This is a genomic window from Rhizobium sp. IBUN (assembly GCF_000510625.1).
Taxonomy (GTDB): domain Bacteria; phylum Pseudomonadota; class Alphaproteobacteria; order Rhizobiales; family Rhizobiaceae; genus Rhizobium; species Rhizobium altiplani.
Genome location: NZ_AZNV01000001.1, coordinates 97,721 through 120,229, shown reverse-complemented (window position 1 = coordinate 120,229; position 22,509 = coordinate 97,721). Strand labels below are relative to the sequence as shown.

Here is a 22,509-nt window from a genome sequence, read left to right as displayed (position 1 = left end):
ATGACCGGTCGACCGAACATTCTCCTGATCACCGCGGACCAGTGGCGTGGTGATTGTCTGTCAGCGACCGGGCATGCCTGCGTCAGGACGCCGAACATAGATGCGCTGGCGGCGGTAGGCGTATTGTTTGCACGCCACTACGCCGGCGCCGCTCCATGTTCGCCGGCACGAGCCACGCTCTACACCGGTCTCTATCAGATGAACCACCGGGTTTGCCGGAACGGCTCACCCCTCGATGCCCGATTTGACAATCTGGCGTTGGCGGCGCGGCGGGCGGGCTATGATCCGACGCTGTTCGGTTACACCGACACCGCACCCGACCCCCGCGGCCTGGATCAAAACGACCCGCATCTGACGACCTATGAGGGATTGTTGCCCGGTTTCACGGCCCGGCAACTCCTTCCCGAACATGAAAAGCAATGGCTCTCCTGGTTGCGCTCGCGGGGGCACGCTGAAGCGCATACCCGCGACATCCACATTCCTGTTGGCGCGCGGCGCGGCGAGATCTCGAACGCGGCAACAGCCTATTCGAAGGACGAGACGCAGACGGCGTTTCTCGCAGGAGAGTTTATCCGCTGGCTGGGCGAGCAAGATGCGCCTTGGTTCGCGCATGTTTCGTTCCTGCGTCCCCATCCGCCATTTTCGGCCCCGCCTCCATACAACGACCTGTTCAGCCCGGAGGACGGTCCGCATTTCGCCCGGGCGAAAAACCATGAAATAGAACAGAGCGCACATCCTTACCTGTCCTATGCCATGCCGAGGGCAAGGAAGGGTAACTTCATCTACGGCGCAGCCGGTCGCGTCAACGACTGGGAAGACAGCGACTTCGGCGCGATCCGCGCCATCTATTATGGCATGATTGCCGAGGTCGACGCGCAGCTCGGGCGTGTTTGGAGCGCATTGAAGGAAGCCAGGGCCTGGGATAACACGCTGATCATCTTCACCTCCGACCACGCCGAGATGGCGGGCGATCACTGGACGCTCGGCAAGGGCGGCTTCTTCGACGGCAGCTATCATATCCCGCTTGTCATCCGCGACCCGCAGGCCGCCACGCGGGGCAGCGTTGTCGAGCGGTTTACGTCCGCGGCAGACATCTTCCCGACATTGTGCGACCGCCTGAATATCGAGCCGGAGAATGGTGTGGACGGACAATCGCTCCTGCCGCTCATGCGGCGCGAGCCGGGAAATTGGCGCGAAGCAGCCTTCTGGGAATTTGACTTCCGCGATATCGCCACGCAGGAGCCGGAAACTCATTTCGGATTGCGGTCGAACGAATGCAATCTTGCCGTCATCAGGGATGAGCGCTTCAAATACGTGCATTTCACAGCACTGCCACCGCTCCTTTTCGATCTGCAGGCTGATCCGATGGAATTGAACAATCTCGCGTCAGACGAAGCCTATCTGCCGGTGCGGCTTTCCTATGCCGAGAAACTTCTCTCGCTGCGTGCCCGCCATCTGGATCAGACGCTAGCCTTCACCGAACTTACCGAGAAAGGGCCGGTCAAGCACCGGCCCTGAGCTTCGTCACGCGAAGCGACCGAGATAGTCCATCTTGCCGACCGGAACGCCCTGGTTGCGCAGGATCGCGTGAGCCGTCGCAATATGGAAGAAGAAGTTCGGCAGCGCGAAGGTCATGACATACTCGTCGCCGCGGAACGTGATCTTGTTGCCTCCTGGAGACAGAGTGATCTCACGCGTTTCCGTTCCCTCGAGTGCAGCCGGCACAACGGCCGCAAGGTAGGCTTCTGTCTTGGTAACACGCGCACGCAACTCGGCGATCGTCGCTTCGTTATCCTCGAATTTCGGAGCCTCGCTGGCGGTCAGTCGCGCAATCGCCAACTTGGCGCTGTCGGTCGCGCGCTGATACTGGCCTGCAAACGGCAGCATGTCCGAAGATAGCCGCGCCGCAACGAGATCCGCGCCATCGATGCCTTTTTCTTTGGCGAAGGCCTCGGCTTTGTCGAGATAGGTCTTCAACGTCTCAAGGCCACGTTGGAAGACGGGAACGGTTGATCGATACATCGAGATCGGCATCAGTTTCTCCTTGGAAGGGCAGCGAAACTGCTGCCGCTGGCGCGGCCAATATAGTCATCGACATCGCGCTTTTCAGTGCCTGGCAGCTATCTTGGCGAGATTTTCGCCAAGCGCCGGCGGCCTCATCCTTCAATTGGACTTGACGCCTCCCATAGAAAATGGAATGAATATTCCGTGATACAAATTTCACGGTTCGTTTGTTCCGTTTCTTGACGGATGGCCAACGGGAGATGGCACGCAGCGAACAAGATACTGGCTTACGGGCATGGCCCGAAGCTCCGGCGTGAGGAGGGTGCAGCCGGACACCGCTTTGTGGAGGAAAACAAAATGAAGAAATTTATCATGGGTACTGCCATGGCGCTCGTCCTGTCGACGGCCGCTCACGCTGAAACCGTTGGCGTCTCGATGGCGCTGTTTGACGACAACTTCCTGACCGTCCTGCGAAACGGGATGCAGGACTATTCCAAGACCCTGAAGGGCGTGACGCTGCAGGTTGAAGACGCCCAGAACGACGTCGCGAAGCAGCAGAGCCAGATCCAGAACTTCATCGCATCCAAGGTTGACGCGATCATCGTCAATCCGGTCGACACCGACGCTACCGCCGCCATGTCGAAAATCGCGGCTGATGCCGGCATTCCGCTCGTTTACGTCAACCGCGAACCGGTCAACGTCGACAGCCTTCCGGATAAACAGGCCTTCGTCGCTTCGAACGAGCAGGAATCCGGTACGCTTGAAGCCAAGGAAGTTTGCCGCCTGTTGGGAGGCAAGGGTAAGGCCGTTGTCATGATGGGCGAACTCTCCAACCAGGCTGCACGCATGCGCACCAAGGACGTCCATGACGTCATTGCGACGGACGAATGCAAGGGCATCCAGATCATCGAAGAGCAGACGGCCAACTGGTCCCGTACTCAGGGGTCCGACCTTCTGACCAACTGGCTCTCCAGCGGTCTCGAGTTCGATGCCGTCATTTCGAACAACGACGAAATGGCGATCGGCGCCATTCAGGCCCTCAAGGCGGCCGGCAAGGACCTCAGCAAGATCGTGATCGGCGGCGTTGACGCAACGCAGGACGCACTCGCCGCGATGCAGGCCGGTGATCTCGATGTGACGGTCTTCCAGGATGCCGCAGGGCAGGGCAAGGGCGCGCTTGATGCGGCCCTGAAGCTCGCGAAGGGCGAAAAGATAGAGAAGAAGGTTTACATTCCTTTCCAGCTCGTCACGCCTGAGAACGTCAAGGACTTCGTCGCGAAGAACTAACGTTCGGAGAAATCGGGATGCGGGACAGGGTTCCGCATTCCTTCCCTCAGTCCGTGTCCGGGAGGAGATGAGATGGTTGTCAGCCCGTCTACAATGGCCGCAGTGCGCCAGAGCGGCGCTGTTCCGAATGCGGAATACCTGTTGAGCGCCGAAGGTGTCCGGAAGGAGTTCCCGGGCGTTGTCGCACTTGATGATGTTCAGTTCCGGCTGAGGCGCGGCACCGTGCATGCCTTGATGGGCGAAAACGGCGCCGGCAAGTCGACACTGATGAAAATCCTCGCCGGCATCTATATTCCTGACAAGGGCGAAGTACGCCTCAAGGGCGTTGAGATCCAGCTCAAATCGCCGCTCGACGCCTTGGAAAATGGCATTGCGATGATTCATCAGGAGCTGAACCTGATGCCCTATATGACCGTCGCCGAGAACATCTGGATCCGTCGCGAGCCAACGAACAAGTTTGGCTTTGTCGACCACGCAGCCATGTTCCGCCAGACCGACGAGCTGTTTCGCCGGCTGAACATCGACATCGACCCGGAGATCCAAGTCCGCGAACTTTCCGTCGCCAGCCGGCAGATGGTCGAGATCGCCAAGGCTGTCTCCTATAATTCCGACGTCCTGATCATGGACGAACCAACGTCGGCGCTGACCGAGCGCGAGGTCGAACACCTCTTTCGGATCATTCGCGACCTCAGATCTCAGGGAATCGGCATCGTCTACATCACACACAAGATGAACGAGCTGTTCGAGATTGCCGACGAGTTCTCGGTGTTCCGCGATGGCCGCTATATCGGCACTCATGCATCAACAGATGTCACCCGCGATGACATCATCCGCATGATGGTCGGCCGCGAGATCACCCAGATGTTCCCGAAAGAGGACGTGCCGATCGGCGACGTCGTCCTCTCGGTCAAGAACCTGTCGCTCAACGACGTCTTCCGTGACGTTTCCTTTGACGTGCGATCGGGCGAAATCCTCGGCGTGGCCGGCCTTGTCGGCTCAGGCCGATCAAACGTCGCCGAGACCTTGTTCGGCGTGACGCCCGCAACATCGGGCACGATCGAACTCTTCGGCAAGAAGACGGCGATCGCCTCGCCGACCGTCGCAATCCGGAACCACATGGCGTTCCTGACTGAGGATCGCAAAGACACGGGCTGTCTGCTGATCCTCAGCGTTCTCGAGAACATGCAGATCGCCGTTCTCCAGGACAGGTTCGTCAAGGGGGGCTTTGTGCAGGAAAGCTCGATCGAGGCGACCTGCGAGGACATGGCCAAGAAACTCCGAGTGAAGACGCCCAACCTCGATGAGCGCGTGGAAAACCTGTCCGGCGGCAATCAGCAGAAGGTTCTGATCGGTCGCTGGCTGCTGACGAATCCGAAAATCCTCATTCTCGACGAGCCGACCCGTGGCATCGACGTCGGCGCGAAGGCTGAAATCCATCGCCTGGTGACCGAGATGGCGAAAAACGGAGTGGCGGTGCTCATGATCTCGTCGGAAATGCCCGAAGTGCTGGGCATGAGCGACCGCATCATGGTGATGCACGAGGGTCGGGTGACCGGTTTTCTCAATCGCGACGAAGCAACGCAGATCAAGGTGATGGAGCTTGCCGCGCAGTAACGCGGCCTCCGGCAACCGAAGGGAGGATATCATGAATACCAACGCAGCTGAGGTAGCAGCCCCGCTTGCAACGCGCGCGCGCAGGCGGCGTGTCCCGCCCGAGCTCAGCATTTTCCTTGTCCTGGTCGGCATTGCACTTGTCTATGAAATTCTCGGCTGGATCTTCATCGGCCAGAGCTTTCTGTTCAATTCGCAGCGCCTGACGATCATGATCCTTCAGGTCTCCGTCATCGGCATCATCTCGGTGGGCGTGACGCAGGTGATCATTACCGGCGGCATCGACCTCTCATCCGGCTCCGTCGTCGGCATGACGGCGATGATTGCGGCAAGCTTCGCGCAGGCATCGACCTGGCCACGGGCGCTCTATCCTTCGCTGACCGACCTGCCATTCTTCATCCCGATCGGCGTCGGCCTCCTCATCGGCCTAGCGGCTGGCTTTATCAACGGGCAGCTGATTGCAAAGACCAAGATCCCGCCATTCATCGCCACGCTCGGCATGATGGTTTCGGCACGCGGCATTTCGAAGTGGTACACCAAGGGCCAGCCGGTTTCGGGGCTCACCGAACAGTTCAATTTCATCGGCACCGGCATCTGGCCCGTCATCGTCTTTCTGGTCGTGGCACTGATCTTCCACATTGCGCTCCGCTATACGCGCTACGGCAAGTTCACCTATGCGATCGGTGCCAACGTGCAGGCTGCGCGCGTTTCCGGTATCAATATCGAAGCTCACCTGATCAAAGTTTACGCCATTGCCGGTCTCCTTGCAGGCCTTGCGGGCGTCGTTACGGCAGCCCGCGCCCAGACTGCGCAAGCTGGCATGGGCGTCATGTACGAACTGGACGCTATTGCCGCGGCTGTCATCGGCGGTACGTCTCTGACCGGCGGCGTCGGCCGCATCACCGGCACGGTTATCGGTACGATCATTCTTGGCGTGATGACCTCTGGCTTCACCTTCTTGAGGGTCGATGCCTACTACCAGGAGATCGTCAAAGGCCTGATCATCGTGGCCGCCGTCGTGATCGACGTCTACCGCCAAAAGAAGCGCGCCAAGCACTGACGAAAAACCCTTCGGAACGGGAGCCTCGGCTCCCGTTTTTTGTTTCTGCTAACTATTGCTGCGGAACAGCAAAATTTCTGAAAAAAGAGGTGGCGTATTCTGCCAGCTTTTCTATTCTGCGCTCTTCATATCGCCCGCCCGGGCACACAGGAACGCAGATGCAATTCGTATTCGACGGCCATAACGACGTCCTCCTTCGGCTTTGGACACATGAAAGGGATGGCGGCGATCCAGTCGCTGAATTTTCAAACGGAACAGATTTGGGCCACATAGATGGCCCGCGCGCCAAGGCTGGCGGACTGGCCGGTGGCCTCTGCGCAATCTACGTGCCGTCCGGCGATCTCGTTTTTGCCGATCCCGACAAGAACGGCCACTACGTCACGCCGCTCGCTGCACCCCTCGAGCCGCTGTCCTCGCTGAACATCGCCGCAGAAATGGCTGCTATCGCACTGCGCCTGGACCGCGCCGGTGCCTGGCGCCTCTGCCGCACGGTAAAGGATATCCGCAAGGCCATGGCTGACGGGCTCTTCGCGGCCGTGATGCACATGGAAGGCTGCGAGGCCATCGGACCGGACCTGGCGGCGCTCGAAGTATTTTATGCCGCCGGCCTGCGTTCGCTGGGACCGGTATGGAGCCGCCACAATATCTTCGGCCACGGCGTGCCCTTCGCCTTCCCCATGTCCCCGGACACCGCGCCCGGTCTCACCGAGGCAGGCTTTGCCCTCGTGCGCGAATGCAACCGCCTCGGCATCCTGATCGATCTGGCGCACATCACCGAGAAGGGCTTTTGGGACGTCGCCAAGACGACCGATCAGCCGCTCGTTGCCAGCCATTCCAACGCACACGCGTTGACGCCAGTCGCCCGCAACCTCACCGACAAGCAGCTCGACGCCATCAGGGAAAGCCGCGGCCTCGTCGGCGTGAACTACGCGACCGCGATGCTGCGCAGCGACGGTCGCTCCGATGGCGATACGCCGCTGAGCGATATGGTGCGCCACATCGACTACCTCGTGGAGCGCGTCGGCATCGACTGTGTGGCGCTCGGTTCGGACTTTGACGGCGCGACGATCCCCGAGGAAATCGGGGACGCCGCAGGGAACCAGAAGCTGATTGCCGCCCTCCAGCGCGTTGGCTATGGTGCGCGAGATCTCGAAAAATTGGCCAGCGGGAACTGGCTGAGGATTCTGGCTTCGGCGTGGGGAGAAGAAAACGCCTGAGCCCGCCTAAAGCTTTGCATTGAAATGGAAAACAGGGGAACCAAAAACCATGATAGTCAGCAAATTCAACCGCACATTCCGTCAACTTTCGGCAGGCGCTGCTCTGTCGATCATGATGGCAGTTGCACCGGCCGCTTTCGCGGAAACGCCGAAGGACACGCTGGTTGAAGGCTTTGCCTTCGACGACATCATCACCATGGATCCGGGCGAGGCGTTCGAGCTGTCGACGGCCGAAGTCACGAGCAACACCTACAGCCTGCTCGTCCGTCTTGACATGAACGACACGTCCAAGGTCAAGGGCGACCTCGCCGACAGCTGGACGGTATCGGATGATGGCCTGACCTACACCTTCAAGCTCAAGCCCGGTCTGAAGTTTGCCTCCGGTAACCCGATCACTGCTGACGACGTCGCGTGGTCCTTCGAGCGCGCCGTGAAGCTCGACAAGAGCCCCGCCTTCATCATCACCCAGTTCGGCATCAATGGCGACAACGTCACCGAAAAGGCGAAGGCGACGGATGAAAACACCTTCGTCTTTACCGTCGACAAGCCGTATGCGCCGAGCTTCGTGCTGAACTGCTTGACGGCAACCGTTGCCTCTGTTGTCGACAAGAAGCTCGTTATGGATCACGTCAAGTCCGTGACGCCGAGCGCTGATTACAAATATGACAACGACTTCGGCAACGAATGGCTGAAGACCGGTTACGCGGGCTCGGGCGTTTTCAAGCTGCGCGAGTGGCGCGCCAATGAAGTTGTCGTGATGGAGCGCAATGACAACTACTACGGCGACAAGGCGAAGCTCAATCGCGTCATCTATCGCTTCATGAAGGAAAGCTCGGCGCAGCGCCTGGCGCTGGAAGCCGGCGATATCGACACCGCCCGCAACCTGGAGCCCGGCGATCTCGATGCAGTCGCCAAGAACGCCGATCTGACGACCGTCAGCGCTCCGAAGGGTACGGTCTATTACGTCAGCCTGAACTCCAAGAACGAAAACCTGAAGAAGCCGGAAGTCCAGGAAGCCTTCAAGTACCTCGTCGACTATGACGCGATTGGTTCGACGCTGATCAAGGGCATCGGCGAAATCCACCAGACCTTCCTGCCGAAAGGCCAGCTCGGTGCGCTGGATGAGAAACCGTATAAGCTCGATGTGGCCAAGGCCAAGGAACTGCTGGCGAAGGCTGGCCTGAAGGACGGCTTCTCGGTGACGATGGACGTTCGCAATACGCAGCCGGTAACGGGTATTGCCGAATCCATGCAGCAGTCGCTCGCCCAGGCTGGCGTCAAGATGGAAATCATCCCCGGCGACGGAAAGCAGACCCTGACGAAGTTCCGCGCGCGTACCCACGACATGTACATTGGCCAGTGGGGCTCGGACTATTTCGATCCGAACTCGAATGCCGATACCTTCACCACAAACCCGGACAACTCGGACGCCGGTACCGTCAAGACGCTCGCATGGCGCAACACCTGGGAAGCACCCGAGCTCGACAAGGAAACGAAGGCTGCACTGCTGGAACGTGACGGCGCGAAGCGCGCAGCCATGTACGAGGACATCCAGAAGAAGTTCCTCGCCAACAGCCCCTTCGTGATCATCTTCCAGCAGATCGAAGTGGCAGGCGCCCGCAAGAGCCTCAAGGACTTCAAGCTCGGCCCGAGCTTCGACACCAACTATGTCGGCCCGGTCGGCAAGGAATGATCCGGCAGGATTGATCCGTTGAGCATCGTTGAAACAAAGATGGAGGCACGGCCCAAACAGGGCCGTGCTGTTCCCATTGCCAAGGCGGTCGGGCGATTTCTTGTCGCCGCCGTCACGACTTATCTTGGCCTTCTGGCCGTAACCTTTTTCATCGGCCGCGTCGTACCGATCGATCCCGTCCTTGCCATTCTCGGTGATCGTGCGCCCACGCATGTCGTCGAGCGCGTCCGTCGCGAGCTCGGTTTCGACCTGCCGCTCTACCAGCAGTTCTACATTTATCTGAAGAGCATTCTGTCGGGTGACTTCGGGACCTCCGTCCTGACCACCAATCCCGTCATGGTCGACATTAAGCGCGTGTTTCCTGCAACGATCGAGCTCGCGACGCTCGGGACCATCATCGGCTCGGTCATCGGCGTGCCGCTCGGCGTGCTGGCTGCCGTTCGACGCGGCAGCGTCGCCGACCAGGTTGTCCGCGTCATCGGTCTGATCGGTTATTCCGTCCCGATCTTCTGGCTTGCGCTGATCTCGCTTGTGATCTTCTACGCGCAATTGCGATGGGTGGCCTTCCCGGGCCGCATCGATATCGTATTCGAGTACAGCTTTACGCCGGTAACCGGCTTTTATCTGATCGACAGCGCCATGCAGGGACAGTGGGACGTCTTCTATGACGTCTTCCGCCACATCATTCTGCCCGCCTCGTTGCTCGGATACTTTTCGCTTGCCTATATCAGCCGCATGACGCGCAGCTTCATGCTCAATGAGCTCAGCCAGGAATATGTGGTTGCCGCACGCGCCAAGGGGTTGTCGGAGACCCGAGTGATCTGGGGCCATGCACTTCGCAACGCCGCCGTGCCGCTCGTCACCGTCATCGCGCTTTCCTACGCCGGTCTGCTCGAGGGTTCGGTGCTGACAGAGACGGTTTTCTCCTGGCCGGGCATCGGGCTCTACATCACGAATTCCCTTCAGAACGCCGACATGAACGCTGTTCTCGGTGGCACCATCGTCATCGGCACGGTTTTCATCGGCATCAACCTTTTGTCCGATCTTCTTTATCGGACGCTTGACCCTAGGACCCGAAGCCGATGACGGTTCCCGCAAATCAATCAGCGCCGATGAGCCGCCGCGAGTGGCTGCTTTCCGATCGGCCGCGGTCGCGCAGACAGGCGCGATTGGGCCGAGCCTACGTGACCTGGCGCCAGTTCACCGCAAATCGCCTGGCCGTCGTCGGTTTGCTGATCATCATCGCCCTCCTGTTCGTGGCTGCGTTTGCGAACGTGCTGGCAACCCATTCGCCTATCGTTGGCGACCTGAAGAATGCGCGGCTGCTGCCGCCCGGCTCTGAGGGCTACTGGCTTGGCACAGACGACCAGGGCCGTGATATCTATTCGCGCCTTGTCTATGGCGCCCGCTTGACGTTGCTGGTCGTCGTTCTCGTTGCTGCCATCTCGGCGCCGATCGGTCTGATCGTCGGTACGGTGTCGGGCTACGCTGGCGGCTGGGTCGACGCCACGCTGATGCGCATCACCGATATCTTCCTGGCTTTCCCCAAGCTGGTTCTGGCCCTCGCCTTCGTTGCGGCGCTCGGACCTGGTATCCAGAACGCGATCATCGCGATTGCGATTACGTCTTGGCCGCCCTACGCTCGCATTGCACGCGCGGAAACGCTGACCGTTCGTCGCTCTGACTACATCTCCGCGGTCAAGCTGATGGGCGCATCACCTCTGCGGATTGTGGTCCGGCATGTGATGCCGCTCTGCCTGTCCTCACTCATCGTGCGCGTGACGCTCGATATGGCTGGCATCATCCTGACAGCCGCCGGTCTCGGTTTCCTCGGTCTCGGCGCGCAGCCCCCGCTTCCGGAATGGGGCGCAATGATCGCGTCTGGCCGGCGTTTCATCCTGGACCAGTGGTGGGTGGCAGCCATGCCGGGCTTTGCGATTCTCATCGTCAGCCTCGGCTTCAATCTTCTCGGCGACGGCCTGCGCGATGCGCTCGACCCCAAGGAGAGCGGCCAATGACCGATCTCCTCACCGTTCAAAACCTCAAGGTCAGCTATCCCACACGTACGGGCGTGATCGAAGCCGTTCGCGGCGTCTCGTTTACCCTTGGCAAGGAACGCCTCGGCATCGTCGGCGAATCTGGTTCCGGCAAGTCCCAGACGGGGCGCGCCATTATGGGCCTGACGCCGAAGCACGGCATCGTGTCGGCCGACAAGCTGGATTTCAACGGCATCGATCTTCTCGCCACATCCGCCAAGCAACGTCGGCAACTGCGCGGCAAGCGCATCGCGATGGTCCTGCAGGATCCGAAATATTCACTCGATCCCGTCATGTCGATCGGCCGGCAGATTTGCGAAACGCTGAGGACGCACGAGAAAGTCGGCAAGGCGGAGGCGCGCGATCGCGCTCTCGCCATGTTGGAGGCCGTGCAGATCCGTGATCCGAAGCGAGTGTTCGACCTCTATCCGCACGAGGTCTCCGGCGGCATGGGTCAGCGCGCCATGATCGCCATGATGCTGATTGCCGATCCGGAACTGTTGATTGCCGACGAACCGACCTCCGCACTGGATGTCACGGTTCAGCTCGACGTCCTCAGGATTATGGACCGACTTGTGTCGGAGCGCGGCATGGGGCTGATCTTCGTGTCTCACGATCTGCGTCTTGTGTCCTCCTTCTGCGACCGCGTCATTGTTATGTATGCCGGCAAGGTCGTCGAGGAACTCAAGGCATCCGATCTCAAGAATGCGCGCCACCCGTACACGCAGGGCCTGTTGAACTGCATGCCGCAAATCGGAGAAAATAGGCATCCTCTGCCGGTTTTGGATCGCAAGCCGGAGTGGGCCGCATGAGCATTGCACTTTCGGTCGACAAGTTGAGCGTGATCTATGATCACTTCCACGCCCTGAAGGACGTCAGCGTCGATATCGAGACCGGCGAGTCATTCGGCCTGGTCGGCGAATCCGGATCCGGAAAGTCGACGCTGCTCCGTGCCGTTGCCGGCCTGGCGCCGGTAGCAAGCGGTTCCATCAAGATCCATGGCGATCTGCTCGTCGGCACGAAACGGTCGAAGGCCTTTTACAGGCAGGTGCAGATGGTCTTCCAGGACCCGTACGGATCCCTGCACCCGCGCCAGGCCATCGATCGCCTCCTGCTCGAGCCGCTGGCAATCCATGGCATCAGCGACAGCGACACGCGGATCGCGCGCGCCCTCGACGAGGTCGGACTTGGAAACGGCTTCCGCTTCCGCTACCCGCACCAGCTTTCCGGCGGTCAGCGCCAACGCGTCGCGATCGCCCGTGCGTTGATTGTCGAGCCCTCCATCCTTTTGCTTGATGAGCCGACCTCGGCGCTTGACGCTTCCGTGCAAGCCGAGGTTCTGAACCTCCTCGAACAAGTGCGGCGTGATCGCAATCTGACCTTCGTTATGGTCAGCCATGATCTTGGCGTCGTCACCCATATGTGCGATCGCCTTGCTGTGATGCGAAACGGGACCGTCGTCGAGCGCCTAACCTCAGCTCAGCTGGCACAGGCGGCCGTGACGGAGGACTACACGCGAAATTTGATGATTGCCAGCAAGGGCTTCGTCAAAGCCTGAAAGGCAATCCCTTCAACAATTGATTTCGCTGACGCTCGCTGAGCCTCAGCGTTAACAATCAGCTAAAACACGACCATTCAACTAGACTATTGACACTCGCCTTACTTCTGTCATGATCCCGTTAACCCCCGTTAATTTTCGTGATCATGGAGATCAGGCATGTTTTTTCTCGGCGGCATGACCATGGGATACCTGCACCCCCCGGCCAAGACCGATAGAGAAGCTGCAACCACGACATCCATTCCCGCGGAGAAGGATCGGCGGCTTCTGGAAACACAGGTGGCAACGGTCAAGCCGCACCCGGGTGCAATAGAGGACCGTTCCTTGCTTTGGGCTTGGCGAACCCTCGTCTAATCACCAGAGGCGGATTTTTTAACGACTCCTGGCAGGACAGAATTTTATCTCTACTTATCAGATAGAGAAAATACGAAAATACGATCTATAAAAAGAAAAGCGGAGAAAACGGAGGCAGCACATGGCAGATCTGGGTATCTCGCACGCTCATGTAAATCAGTATCGTCCCGCGCAGACCGCGCGGCCGGCCACGAGGCGTAGCAAGATTCAGCTTGTTGTTCACGCTACGCTTGTCACGGCAGCGTTTGTCTTCGTTGCTGCCCTCGTCTTTGGCATATTAGGATAAGGCAAAGGCTGCGGCTGCTGCGCTGAAGTTGCCGCTTCGGAACCATCCGTTCCCCCGTTCATTCCCTTAGCACACCCGATGTGAGAAGGAGAATGACGATGAAAGGCATTTTACTCTGGTTGATCGGTATCCCAATCCCGGTGATCATTCTGCTCTATCTCTTCCATGCATTTTAGAGATGCGGCGTTCCTTTCCCAGGTTTTTGTGAAGGCGCGTCCACCTCGGCGCGCCTTTTTCGTTGACGGATCCAGCGGGCCTGAAGTTCCAACGGAACCAATAAGACGACCTGCCGTTATTTGAGCAGCAAAAACAAAGGAGATCGCCATGCTTTACTATGCACTCGTATTTCTCGTAGTGGCGCTCATTGCCGGCGTATTGGGCTTCGGCGGTATTGCAGGTGCATCCGCATCCATCGCCCAGGTTCTTTTTTTCCTGTTCCTGATCCTTTTCGTTGTCTCGCTGGTCATGCGCCTTATGCGTCGCACCTGAGAACGAATAATATGGGAGTTGAAAGCCGGCGCGCTCTTGAGCGCCGGTTTTTTCGTCGGCACGTGAGATTGGCCGAACGAGCTCCGCATCCTTTGAAACATCTTGACTTGAATTATCGCAATGGTGTCCAACTTTCCCGGAAAGGCTCCAGAAGGGTGGAGGGCGCAGCGGAGCCGTTTACGCAAATAGCCACTCAGGTCGCGTTTAAACCGATTCGCATCGTCGGTTGATCGTCGTTTTGATTGTGTTGTCCGGGATCAAGAAACCCCGGCGCTGTTCATGCGGCAGTCATATTTGGCAGTGCAAAAGGCTACGCAAATCATCATAACTTTGCTTGGATCCAGAACCGAACCCATGTCAATTTCCGCCACGTCTCCGAGCCCGTCCCGCGAGTCCGAACCGAAGCAGATCGACCATAACGACTCGATCCGCTCGACCTACCTTTCCATCGAGAACATCAAGGCGATGGCCGCCACCGTAGCCGACCGCGGCGTCGACTCGCTGCCCGCCTTTGCGCCCTTCGATTTCTTCGCGCGGCATAAGGAAAACGAGAAGGAGATCCTGCGGGTCTACCGCACCACGGCAACGGATGTGGAATCCGGTGAAACGATCACCCCCGCGGCGGAATGGCTGCTCGATAACCATTACATCGTTGAGGAAGCGATCCAAGAGATCCGCCGCGACTTCCCGCGGCGCTTCTATCGGGAACTGCCTACGATCAACGTGAACGGCGTCCAGATCCCACGCACCCTGGCGTTGGCTTGGCTTTATGTTGCCCACACTCAAAGCACGATTTCGCAGGAAAGCCTGACGGCCCTCGTCGATGGCTTCCAGCAGGGTGAAACGCTGAGGATCGGTGAGCTCTGGGCGCTGCCATCGCTCGTGCGCTACGTGCTCGTTGAAAACCTGCGCCGTATTTCGATCCGCGTCGAACGCAGCCGCCGGATGCGCAGGCGCGCCAATGAGGCTGCAGATGAGCTTGTGCGGCTGACCGAGCCGGCACAGGCGGCCGACTATCTCAGATCGCTCGAGTCGCTCGCCGAAGACAATACCTTCGCGACGCAGTTCCTCTACCGCATGCGCGATGGCTCCCAGGCGTCGAGCGTGGCGATCGCATGGCTGGACGAACGCCTTGAAGCGCTCGGTCGCGACACCGAAGAGACGACGATGGCGGAGCACAGCCGCCTGTCCTCCGGCAACGTCACGATGGGCAACATCATTCGCAGCCTTCGCGAGATCGACGACACCGAGTGGTCGGTCTGGGTTGAACAGGTCAGCCACGTCGACAAGCTGCTCTGGGATCATTCCGACTACGGCGATCTCGATTCCGGCTCACGCAACAAATATCGCAAGCAGATCGAAAAACTGGCCAAGCGCTCGCAGCTCTCGGAAATGGAGATCGCCCAGCTGGCGCTCGACATGACCGAGGAGGCAAAGGCCTCCGACGAGCCGCAACCGCACGAACCAAACGTCGGTGGCTTCCTGACCGGCGCGCAAAGACCCAAGCTCGAAGCACGGTCGAACTATCGCCCAACGCTGACGCAGCATTTCGTCCGCACGGTCCGCCGATTCAATTGGCTGTCGATCGCCGTTCCGGTGATCCTGCTCACCATCATCGCCATGGCGATCGTTGGGAAGTTCATGGCGCATGCGGGCATGGGACCGCTTGAGATCGCAATCCTGCTGATCATGTTCTCCCTTCCGGCTTCCGAAGGAGCAACCGGTCTCTTCAACACCGTGCTGTCGTTCTTCGTTACACCGGCCCGCTTGGTCGGCTACGAGTTCAAGGAGGGCATCCCCGAGGAAGCCCGAACGCTTCTGGTCGTTCCCTGCCTCATCTCGAACCGCGACAGCGTCGATGAACTGGTCCGCAATCTGGAAGTTCATTACCTCGCCAACCCGCGCGGCGAAATCTACTTTGCACTGCTCAGCGACTGGCCGGATAGCCAGGTCGAAGAAACCTCGGCCGATCTCGAGGTTCTGGACTATGCCCGCCGCGAGGTCGCGAACCTCTCGGCACGCTATGCCTTCGATGGCAAGACGCGCTTCTACCTCTTGCACCGCCGTCGTCTTTACAATCCATCCGAGGGCGCCTGGATGGGATGGGAGCGCAAGCGCGGCAAGCTGCACGAATTGAACCTGCTGCTTCGCGGCGACCGCGATACGACTTACCTTCCCGGTGCAAATATCGTACCGGCAAACATTCAGTACGTGATGACGCTCGATGCCGACACCCGCCTCATGCGCGATACGGTCACGAAGCTCGCTGGCAAGCTTTACCATCCGATCAACCGTCCGGTCATCAATCCGGCCACGGGCCGCGTCGAAAGCGGCTACGGCGTGCTGCAGCCGCGTGTCACCCCATCGCTGACAACAGGCAAGGATGCATCGGTCTTCCAACGTGTCTTCTCGATCAACCGCGGCCTCGACCCATACGTCTTCACCGTCTCCGACGTCTATCAGGATCTGGCAGGTGAGGGCACGTTCACCGGCAAGGGCCTCTATCATGTCGACGCCTTCGAAGGATCCTTGAAGGGTCGCATCGAGGAAAACTCGGTGCTCAGCCACGATTTGCTCGAGGGCTCGATGGCCCGGTGCGCGCTCGTCACCGATCTAGAGCTCGTCGAAGATTTCCCGACCCGCTACGAGGTCGAGACGTCGCGCCAGCATCGCTGGGCGCGTGGCGACTGGCAGCTGCTGCCGTACATGTTCAACCCGACGCACGGTGTGACCGGGCTCGGCCGCTGGAAGATGTTCGATAACCTGCGGCGCTCGCTGACGCCGATCGCATGGTTCTTCGCTTCGGTGCTCGGCTGGTATTTCATGAGCCCACTCGGCGCGCTGGTCTGGCAGATCCTTTTGATTTTCTGCCTTTTCGTCGCTCCAACCCTCTCGCTGATCCATGGCATCATTCCGCGCAGCAGCGATATCGTTGCCAGTGCTCACCTTTACACGGTCTGGTCTGATATTCGCGCGGCCAACGCTCAGGTAGCCTTGCGGATCGTGTTCATCGCCGATTCCGCTTGCATGATGGCTGATGCCATCGCTCGTTCGCTCTATCGCCTGCTTTTCAGCCACAAACTGATGCTGCAGTGGCGAACGGCAGCGAGCGTTCAGGCCGGCAAGCAGGGAACGATCCCGTCTTACTACAAGGCAATGTGGCACGCGCCAGTGCTGGCCCTCCTCGCACTCGGTTTCGCGGCCCTCTCCGGCGACAACGCCTACCTCGTCGGCGTTCCTTTCGCGTTCCTCTGGATCATCTCGCCGCTGGTCGCCTACTATGTCAGCCAGTCCGCCGAGACCGAGGACCGGCTTGAGGTTGCCGATTCCGTTTCCAGCGAGCTCCGCAAGATCGCGCGCCGCACCTGGCGCTATTTCGCGACGTTCACCACCGCCGAGCAGAACTATCTACCGCCGGACAACGTTCAGGAAACGCCGCACGTGATCGTGGCGACGCGCACGTCGCCGACCAACATCGGGGTCTACCTGCTGTCGGTCGTCTCGGGCCGCCATTTCGGTTGGTTTTCCTTTGAGGAAACCATCGAGCGGCTCGAACAGACGATCGCAACAATCGACAAGATGGAGAAATTCCGCGGGCATCTCTTCAACTGGTATCACACGGATACGCTGGAGACGCTTGGACCGCGTTATGTTTCCGCGGTCGACAGCGGCAACCTCGCCGGCCACCTGATCGCGATCTCGTCTGCCTGTCGCAACTGGGCGGAAGCGCCTTCGGCCCATATGCAGGGCAATCTCGATGGCGTCGGCGATACTGCCGGCATCCTCGCGGAAGTGCTGTCGGAGCTGCCGGACGATCGCAAGACGGTCCGTCCGCTGCGCCGTCGCCTGGAGGAACGCATCATCGGCTTCCAGAATGCGCTGGCTGCGGTCAAGCGCGAGCATGAGTTCGCATCCATCCGCATCATCAACCTGGCCGTACTGGCGCGCGACATTCAGAAGCTCGCCGCCAACCTCGATCACGAGGTGAAGTCTGCGCTGAGCGCCGAAGTCACGCGCTGGGCGGAGTCTCTGGTCAAGGTCTGCGAAGCCCACATTTCAGACAGCACCTTCGATCTGTCCAACATCGATGCGTTGCGTCCGCGCCTGATTGCCTTGCGCGACAAGGCCCGTGACCTCGCCTTCTCGATGGATTTCGGCTTCCTGTTCAGACCTGAGCGACGCCTGCTCTCGATCGGATATCGCGTGGAAAGCGGTGAACTCGATCAGGCCTGCTACGACCTCCTGGCGTCGGAATGCCGGCTCACCAGCCTGTTCGGCATCGCCAAGGGCGATCTGCCGACGGAACATTGGTACCGCCTCGGCCGCCAGGTCGTCCCGGTTGGCTCGCGCGGTGCGCTTGTCTCCTGGTCCGGCTCGATGTTCGAATACCTCATGCCACCGCTCGTCATGCAGGAGCGTGGCGGCGGTATCCTCAACCAGACCAACAATCTGGTCGTGGTCGAGCAGATGAACCATGCGCGCAAGCTGGGGATTCCGTGGGGTATTTCAGAAGCGGCCTTCAATGCCCGCGACCATAACCTGAATTACCAGTACACCAACTTCGGCGTACCGTCGCTCGGCCTGAAGCGTGGCCTCGGCCACAACGCAGTCATCGCGCCCTATGCGTCGATCCTTGCCAGCCAGTACGATCCTGACGCGGCGCTGGAGAACCTGCAGCGTCTGCGCAAGCTCGGCGCGCTCGGCAAGTTCGGCTTCCACGATGCCGTGGACTTTACGCCGACGCGCCTGCCGGAAGGCAAGACTTGCGCGGTCGTCTATAACTATTATGCTCACCACCACGGCATGTCGATCGCCGCTGTCGCGAACGTTGCCTTCAACGGCCATCTGCGCGAACTATTCCACTCGGATCCAGTGATCGAGGCTGCCGAGCTCCTTCTGCAAGAGAAGGCACCGAGGGATATTCCGGTCATGAGCGGCAAGCACGAGTCCGATACCCCAGCCAGCATCCAGGACGATCTCTTGCGCCCTGAACTGCGCAAGATCTACGACCCCGCCTCGCGCGATCGCGAGCTGGTCTTCCTCTCGAACGGCCACTACTCGCTGATGCTGACCGCAACAGGCGCCGGTTATTCGCGGTGGAACGGCCAGTCGGTCGCCCGCTGGAAAGCCGATCCGACAGAGGATCGCTGGGGCACCTTTATCTTCCTTCGCGATACGGCGACCAACGAATGGTGGTCGACAACGACGGAGCCAAAGAGTGTCGAAGGCGAACAAGCTAAAGTTCTCTTCGCCGACGAAAAGGCGGAGTTCACCAAGACTGTCGGAGATATCACCAGCGAAGTCGAATGCATCGTTGCGACCGAGCATGATGCCGAGGCTCGACGCCTGACGCTCGTCAACACCGGAACGGAAGATCGCTTCATCGAGGTGACGTCGTATCTCGAACCGGTTCTGGCGACGGACGATGTCGATAACGCCCATCCGGCATTTGCCCGGATGTTTGTTAAGACGGAGATCGGCAAGCGTGGTGACGTCATCCGGGTCGAGCGCAACAAGCGCGATCCGAACGAGCCGAATATGGCCGTTGCCCACCTTATCGTCGACAACTCCGGCTCGACGCGGGACACGGAATTCGAAACCGATCGCCGCAAGTTCCTCGGACGGGGACGCAGCCTCGCAAACGCTGCTGCCTTCGACCCGGGCGCGACCCTTTCCGGCACGGACGGCTTCACCCTTGATCCGGTGCTCTCGCTTCGTCGCACCGTCCGCGTACCGCCCGGCAAGAAGGTCACTGTCACTTTCTGGACCATTGCCGCCCCGAGCCGCAATGAGGTGGACCAGGCAGTTGATCGGTACCGCCACGCCGACGCCTTCAACAACGAGCTCGTCCAGGCCTGGACCCGCACGCAGGTGCAGATGCGCCACGTCGGTGTCACGTCGCAGCAGGCAGCAGCCTTCCAGCACCTCGGCCGCCACCTGGTTTATCCGGATATGTATCTGCGAGCCGATGCTGCCGCGGTCGCGGCCGGGATGCAGTCGCAGTCGTCGCTTTGGCCGCTTGCGATTTCAGGCGATTTCCCGATCTTCACGTTGCGCGTCAACGATGACATGGATCTCGAAATCGTCAGGGAGGCCTTGCTTGCGCAGGAATACCTGCGCTCGCGCGGCGTCACCGCCGACTTGGTCATCATGAACGAGCGGGCGTCGTCCTACGCACAGGACATGCAGCACGCCGTCGACCAGATGGCCGAGAATGTCCGCCGCTTGGGTCAGGCCGATGGCTTGCGCCAGCACATCTTCACGGTCCGCAAGGATCTGATGGAAGAATCGACGTATCACGCGCTGATCTCGGCCTCCCGCGTGACGCTCCATGCCAAGAACGGCAAGATTATCGATCAGATCAATCGTGCCGCCGCACTCTTTTCTCCAAGCAAGGAAGAGCAGCAGGAACTGGAGCGCGCCGATCGCACGAGGACGTCAATCAAGCGGAGCGCCCCGAAACCGGCCGCACGGCCATCGAAGGTGGTCATCGAGGAAGAAGGCGATCTCAACTACTGGAACGGCATCGGCGGTTTTGCCGGCGACGGTCGCGAATACGTCGTGCGCCTTCCCGGGGGCCACGCAACGCCGCATCCGTGGATCAATGTAATCTCGAACGAAAAGTTCGGCTTCCATGTCTCCGCGGAAGGTGCGGGATTCACCTGGAGCGCAAACTCCCGCGATTATCAGCTGACGTCGTGGTCGAATGATGCAGTCATCAACCGCGCCGGTGAAGCGATCTACGTCGTCGATCAAGATAGCGGCGCCGTCATGACCCCGTTCGCAAACCTCTCGGATCGCCAAGACATACGATTCGAAGCGCGACATGGTCTGGGCTATTCGGCCTTTTCCAGCGTCCAGAACGAGATCGCACTCGAGGTTACGCAGACCGTCGATCGCGAGAAACCGGTTAAGTTGCAGCGAATCCGGCTACGCAATACCGGCTCCAAGCCAAGAAAGCTGCGGATCTACGGCTACGTCGAATGGATTCTCGGCAACAATTCGCAAAGGTCCGCACCGTTCATCCTCTCGGAACACGACGCGGAAACCGGCGCGCTGTTTGCAAGCAATAACTACAGCATCGACTATTCCGGTCGTGTCGCTTTCTTTGTGGCCAGCGAGAAACCATCGAGCTTTACCGCCAGCCGCCGGGAATTCATCGGCAAGAAAGGTACGATCCAGGCACCGCGTGCATTGAGCTTGGGAACCAGCCTTTCAGGCGCTACAGAACTCGACGGCGACCCGGCAGCGGTTCTGGCGTTCGATATCGAGATCGCACCGGACGAGGAGCGCGACGTCTGCTTCTTCCTCGGCGACACGAAGACGAAGGCGGAAGCGCGGGCGGTGATCAACGATATCCGCAAGGTCGCCTTTGACGATGTTGTCCAGGCAAATCGTGCCTTCTGGCAGGCGTTCACCGGAAAGGTGCAGGTTTCCACGCCCGATCAGGGCATGAACAATCTGATCAACACGTGGCTCCCATACCAGAGCCTCGGCTGCCGCATCATGGCGCGCACGGCCTTCTACCAGGCAAGCGGCGCCTTCGGCTTCCGCGACCAGCTGCAGGATACGTTGGCATTCGTCATCCATGAGCCGTCGATCGCTCGCAAGCAGATCCTGAATGCCGCCTCGCGTCAGTTCCGCGAGGGGGATGTGCAGCACTGGTGGCTGCCAGGCACTGGTGCCGGCGTTCGGACGATGATTTCAGACGACGTGGTTTGGCTCGCTTACGCGATCCATCACTATTGCAGCGTTACGGGAGACAAGAGAGTCCTCGACGAACAGCTCGCTTTCCTGGAAGGGCCAGCACTCCTCGAAGGGCAGCACGACTCCTTCTATCTGCCGGAAGTCTCCGAAGACAAGGTGAGCGTTTACGAACACGCGGCCCTCGCGCTCGATCTCGCCATCGCCCGAACAGGCAAGAACGGCCTGCCGCTCTTCCTCGGAGGCGATTGGAACGACGGCATGAACCGTGTCGGCATTGGCGGGCAGGGCACCAGTGTCTGGCTTGGCTGGTTCCTGGCAGGCGCGCTCCGTTCGTTCTCGGCATATGCGGAAGAGCGCGGCGACAAGGCGCGCGTCGAACGGTGGACCCAGCACCTGACCACCCTCAAGGCCGCACTCGAGACCGTTGCCTGGGATGGCGCCCACTACCGGCGTGGCACGTTCGACGACGGCAGCTTGCTTGGCTCCAAGGAAAGCCTCGAATGCCAGATCGATTCCATCGCCCAATCCTGGAGCGTGCTATCAGGGGAGGGAGATCCGGCGCACTCGGCGAAGGCGATGAATTCCGTGCTGGAGAAATTGGTCGATCCGGAAGCGCGGATCATCCGGCTCTTCACGCCGCCCTTCGCAAACTCGGCTAAGGATCCTGGTTACATCAAGGCCTACCCGCCGGGTGTTCGTGAAAACGGTGGCCAATACACCCATGCCGCGACCTGGGTCGTCCTGGCGCTGGCTGAACTTGGCCGCGGCGATGATGCCCTGCGTTGCTTCGATCTGCTCAATCCGATCAGCCATGCGCGCGATCCGGCTTCGGCAGAGCACTATCGCGTCGAACCCTACATCATCGCGGCTGACGTCTACGGTGAGGGCGCGCTTAGCGGGCGCGGCGGTTGGACCTGGTATACCGGCTCGGCCGGTTGGCTCTATCGCGCGGTGATCGAGGGCATCCTCGGCATCCGGGTGAGGGATGGCCGCTTGTACGTGCGTCCCGCACTGGCAAGCACATGGGACGGCTTCTCCGCCGAGATTGAACGCGCAGGTGCTAAATACCTCATTTCGGTCTCAAAATCGTCCCATCCGAGAGGTTATGATGTGATCATCAATGGACGCGAAGTCACCGATCCCGACGAGGGATATCCGGTCGGATAACAGCATTTTTCCTGGCTAATCATCCGGCGATTCGTTGCGG

At 59.8% G+C, this 22,509-nt stretch carries 14 protein-coding genes; 13 read left to right on the top strand and 1 reads right to left on the bottom strand.

Annotated elements, in window-relative coordinates:
• Positions 1-1,518, top strand: a complete 1,518-nt coding sequence (locus tag RHIBUN_RS0100505; RefSeq protein ID WP_025657976.1) for an alkaline phosphatase family protein — start codon at positions 1-3, stop codon at positions 1,516-1,518.
• 6 nt (positions 1,519-1,524) lie between these two features.
• Here RHIBUN_RS0100505 and RHIBUN_RS0100500 read toward each other — a convergent pair whose 3' ends face one another.
• The gene (locus RHIBUN_RS0100500) at positions 1,525-2,034 is read right to left on the bottom strand and encodes a DUF1993 domain-containing protein (RefSeq protein ID WP_025657975.1); all 510 of its coding nucleotides are present in this window, start codon (positions 2,032-2,034) and stop codon (positions 1,525-1,527) included.
• Positions 2,035-2,361: 327 nt separating this feature from the next.
• On the opposite strand from RHIBUN_RS0100500, the gene RHIBUN_RS0100495 reads away from it, so the two are divergent.
• The 12 genes from RHIBUN_RS0100495 (at position 2,362) to RHIBUN_RS0100430 (ending at position 22,469) form a co-directional block, all read left to right on the top strand.
• Positions 2,362-3,291 (top strand): sugar ABC transporter substrate-binding protein, encoded by a 930-nt coding sequence (locus RHIBUN_RS0100495; protein WP_025657974.1) that lies wholly within the window; start codon positions 2,362-2,364, stop codon positions 3,289-3,291.
• 72 nt (positions 3,292-3,363) lie between these two features.
• On the top strand, positions 3,364-4,905 hold the full coding sequence (locus RHIBUN_RS0100490; RefSeq protein WP_025657973.1) for a sugar ABC transporter ATP-binding protein: 1,542 nt from the start codon (positions 3,364-3,366) through the stop codon (positions 4,903-4,905).
• 31 nt (positions 4,906-4,936) lie between these two features.
• Positions 4,937-5,962, top strand: a complete 1,026-nt coding sequence (locus RHIBUN_RS0100485) for an ABC transporter permease (RefSeq protein ID WP_018858914.1) — start codon at positions 4,937-4,939, stop codon at positions 5,960-5,962.
• Positions 5,963-6,120: 158 nt separating this feature from the next.
• On the top strand, positions 6,121-7,179 hold the full coding sequence (locus tag RHIBUN_RS0100480; RefSeq protein ID WP_025657972.1) for a dipeptidase: 1,059 nt from the start codon (positions 6,121-6,123) through the stop codon (positions 7,177-7,179).
• Positions 7,180-7,228: 49 nt separating this feature from the next.
• Positions 7,229-8,872, top strand: coding sequence for an ABC transporter substrate-binding protein (locus RHIBUN_RS0100475; protein WP_025657971.1), 1,644 nt, complete (start codon positions 7,229-7,231; stop codon positions 8,870-8,872).
• A gap of 18 nt (positions 8,873-8,890) precedes the next feature.
• Positions 8,891-9,958 (top strand): ABC transporter permease, encoded by a 1,068-nt coding sequence (locus RHIBUN_RS0100470; RefSeq protein WP_025657970.1) that lies wholly within the window; start codon positions 8,891-8,893, stop codon positions 9,956-9,958.
• Positions 9,955-10,890 (top strand): ABC transporter permease, encoded by a 936-nt coding sequence (locus tag RHIBUN_RS0100465; protein ID WP_025657969.1) that lies wholly within the window; start codon positions 9,955-9,957, stop codon positions 10,888-10,890. Before RHIBUN_RS0100470 ends, RHIBUN_RS0100465 begins: the two co-directional genes overlap by 4 nt.
• Positions 10,887-11,720 (top strand): ABC transporter ATP-binding protein, encoded by an 834-nt coding sequence (locus RHIBUN_RS0100460; RefSeq protein ID WP_025657968.1) that lies wholly within the window; start codon positions 10,887-10,889, stop codon positions 11,718-11,720. Before RHIBUN_RS0100465 ends, RHIBUN_RS0100460 begins: the two co-directional genes overlap by 4 nt.
• Positions 11,717-12,466 carry an ABC transporter ATP-binding protein gene (locus tag RHIBUN_RS0100455; protein ID WP_025657967.1) on the top strand — a complete coding sequence of 250 codons (750 nt, stop codon included), beginning with the start codon at positions 11,717-11,719 and terminating at the stop codon, positions 12,464-12,466. Before RHIBUN_RS0100460 ends, RHIBUN_RS0100455 begins: the two co-directional genes overlap by 4 nt.
• Positions 12,467-12,625: 159 nt before the next feature.
• Positions 12,626-12,820 carry a hypothetical protein gene (locus RHIBUN_RS0100450; RefSeq protein WP_025657966.1) on the top strand — a complete coding sequence of 65 codons (195 nt, stop codon included), beginning with the start codon at positions 12,626-12,628 and terminating at the stop codon, positions 12,818-12,820.
• A gap of 610 nt (positions 12,821-13,430) precedes the next feature.
• Positions 13,431-13,595 (top strand): DUF1328 domain-containing protein, encoded by a 165-nt coding sequence (locus RHIBUN_RS35015; RefSeq protein WP_025657965.1) that lies wholly within the window; start codon positions 13,431-13,433, stop codon positions 13,593-13,595.
• 354 nt (positions 13,596-13,949) lie between these two features.
• Positions 13,950-22,469, top strand: coding sequence for a glucoamylase family protein (locus RHIBUN_RS0100430; protein WP_025657964.1), 8,520 nt, complete (start codon positions 13,950-13,952; stop codon positions 22,467-22,469).
• The last annotated feature ends 40 nt before the right edge of the window (positions 22,470-22,509 follow it).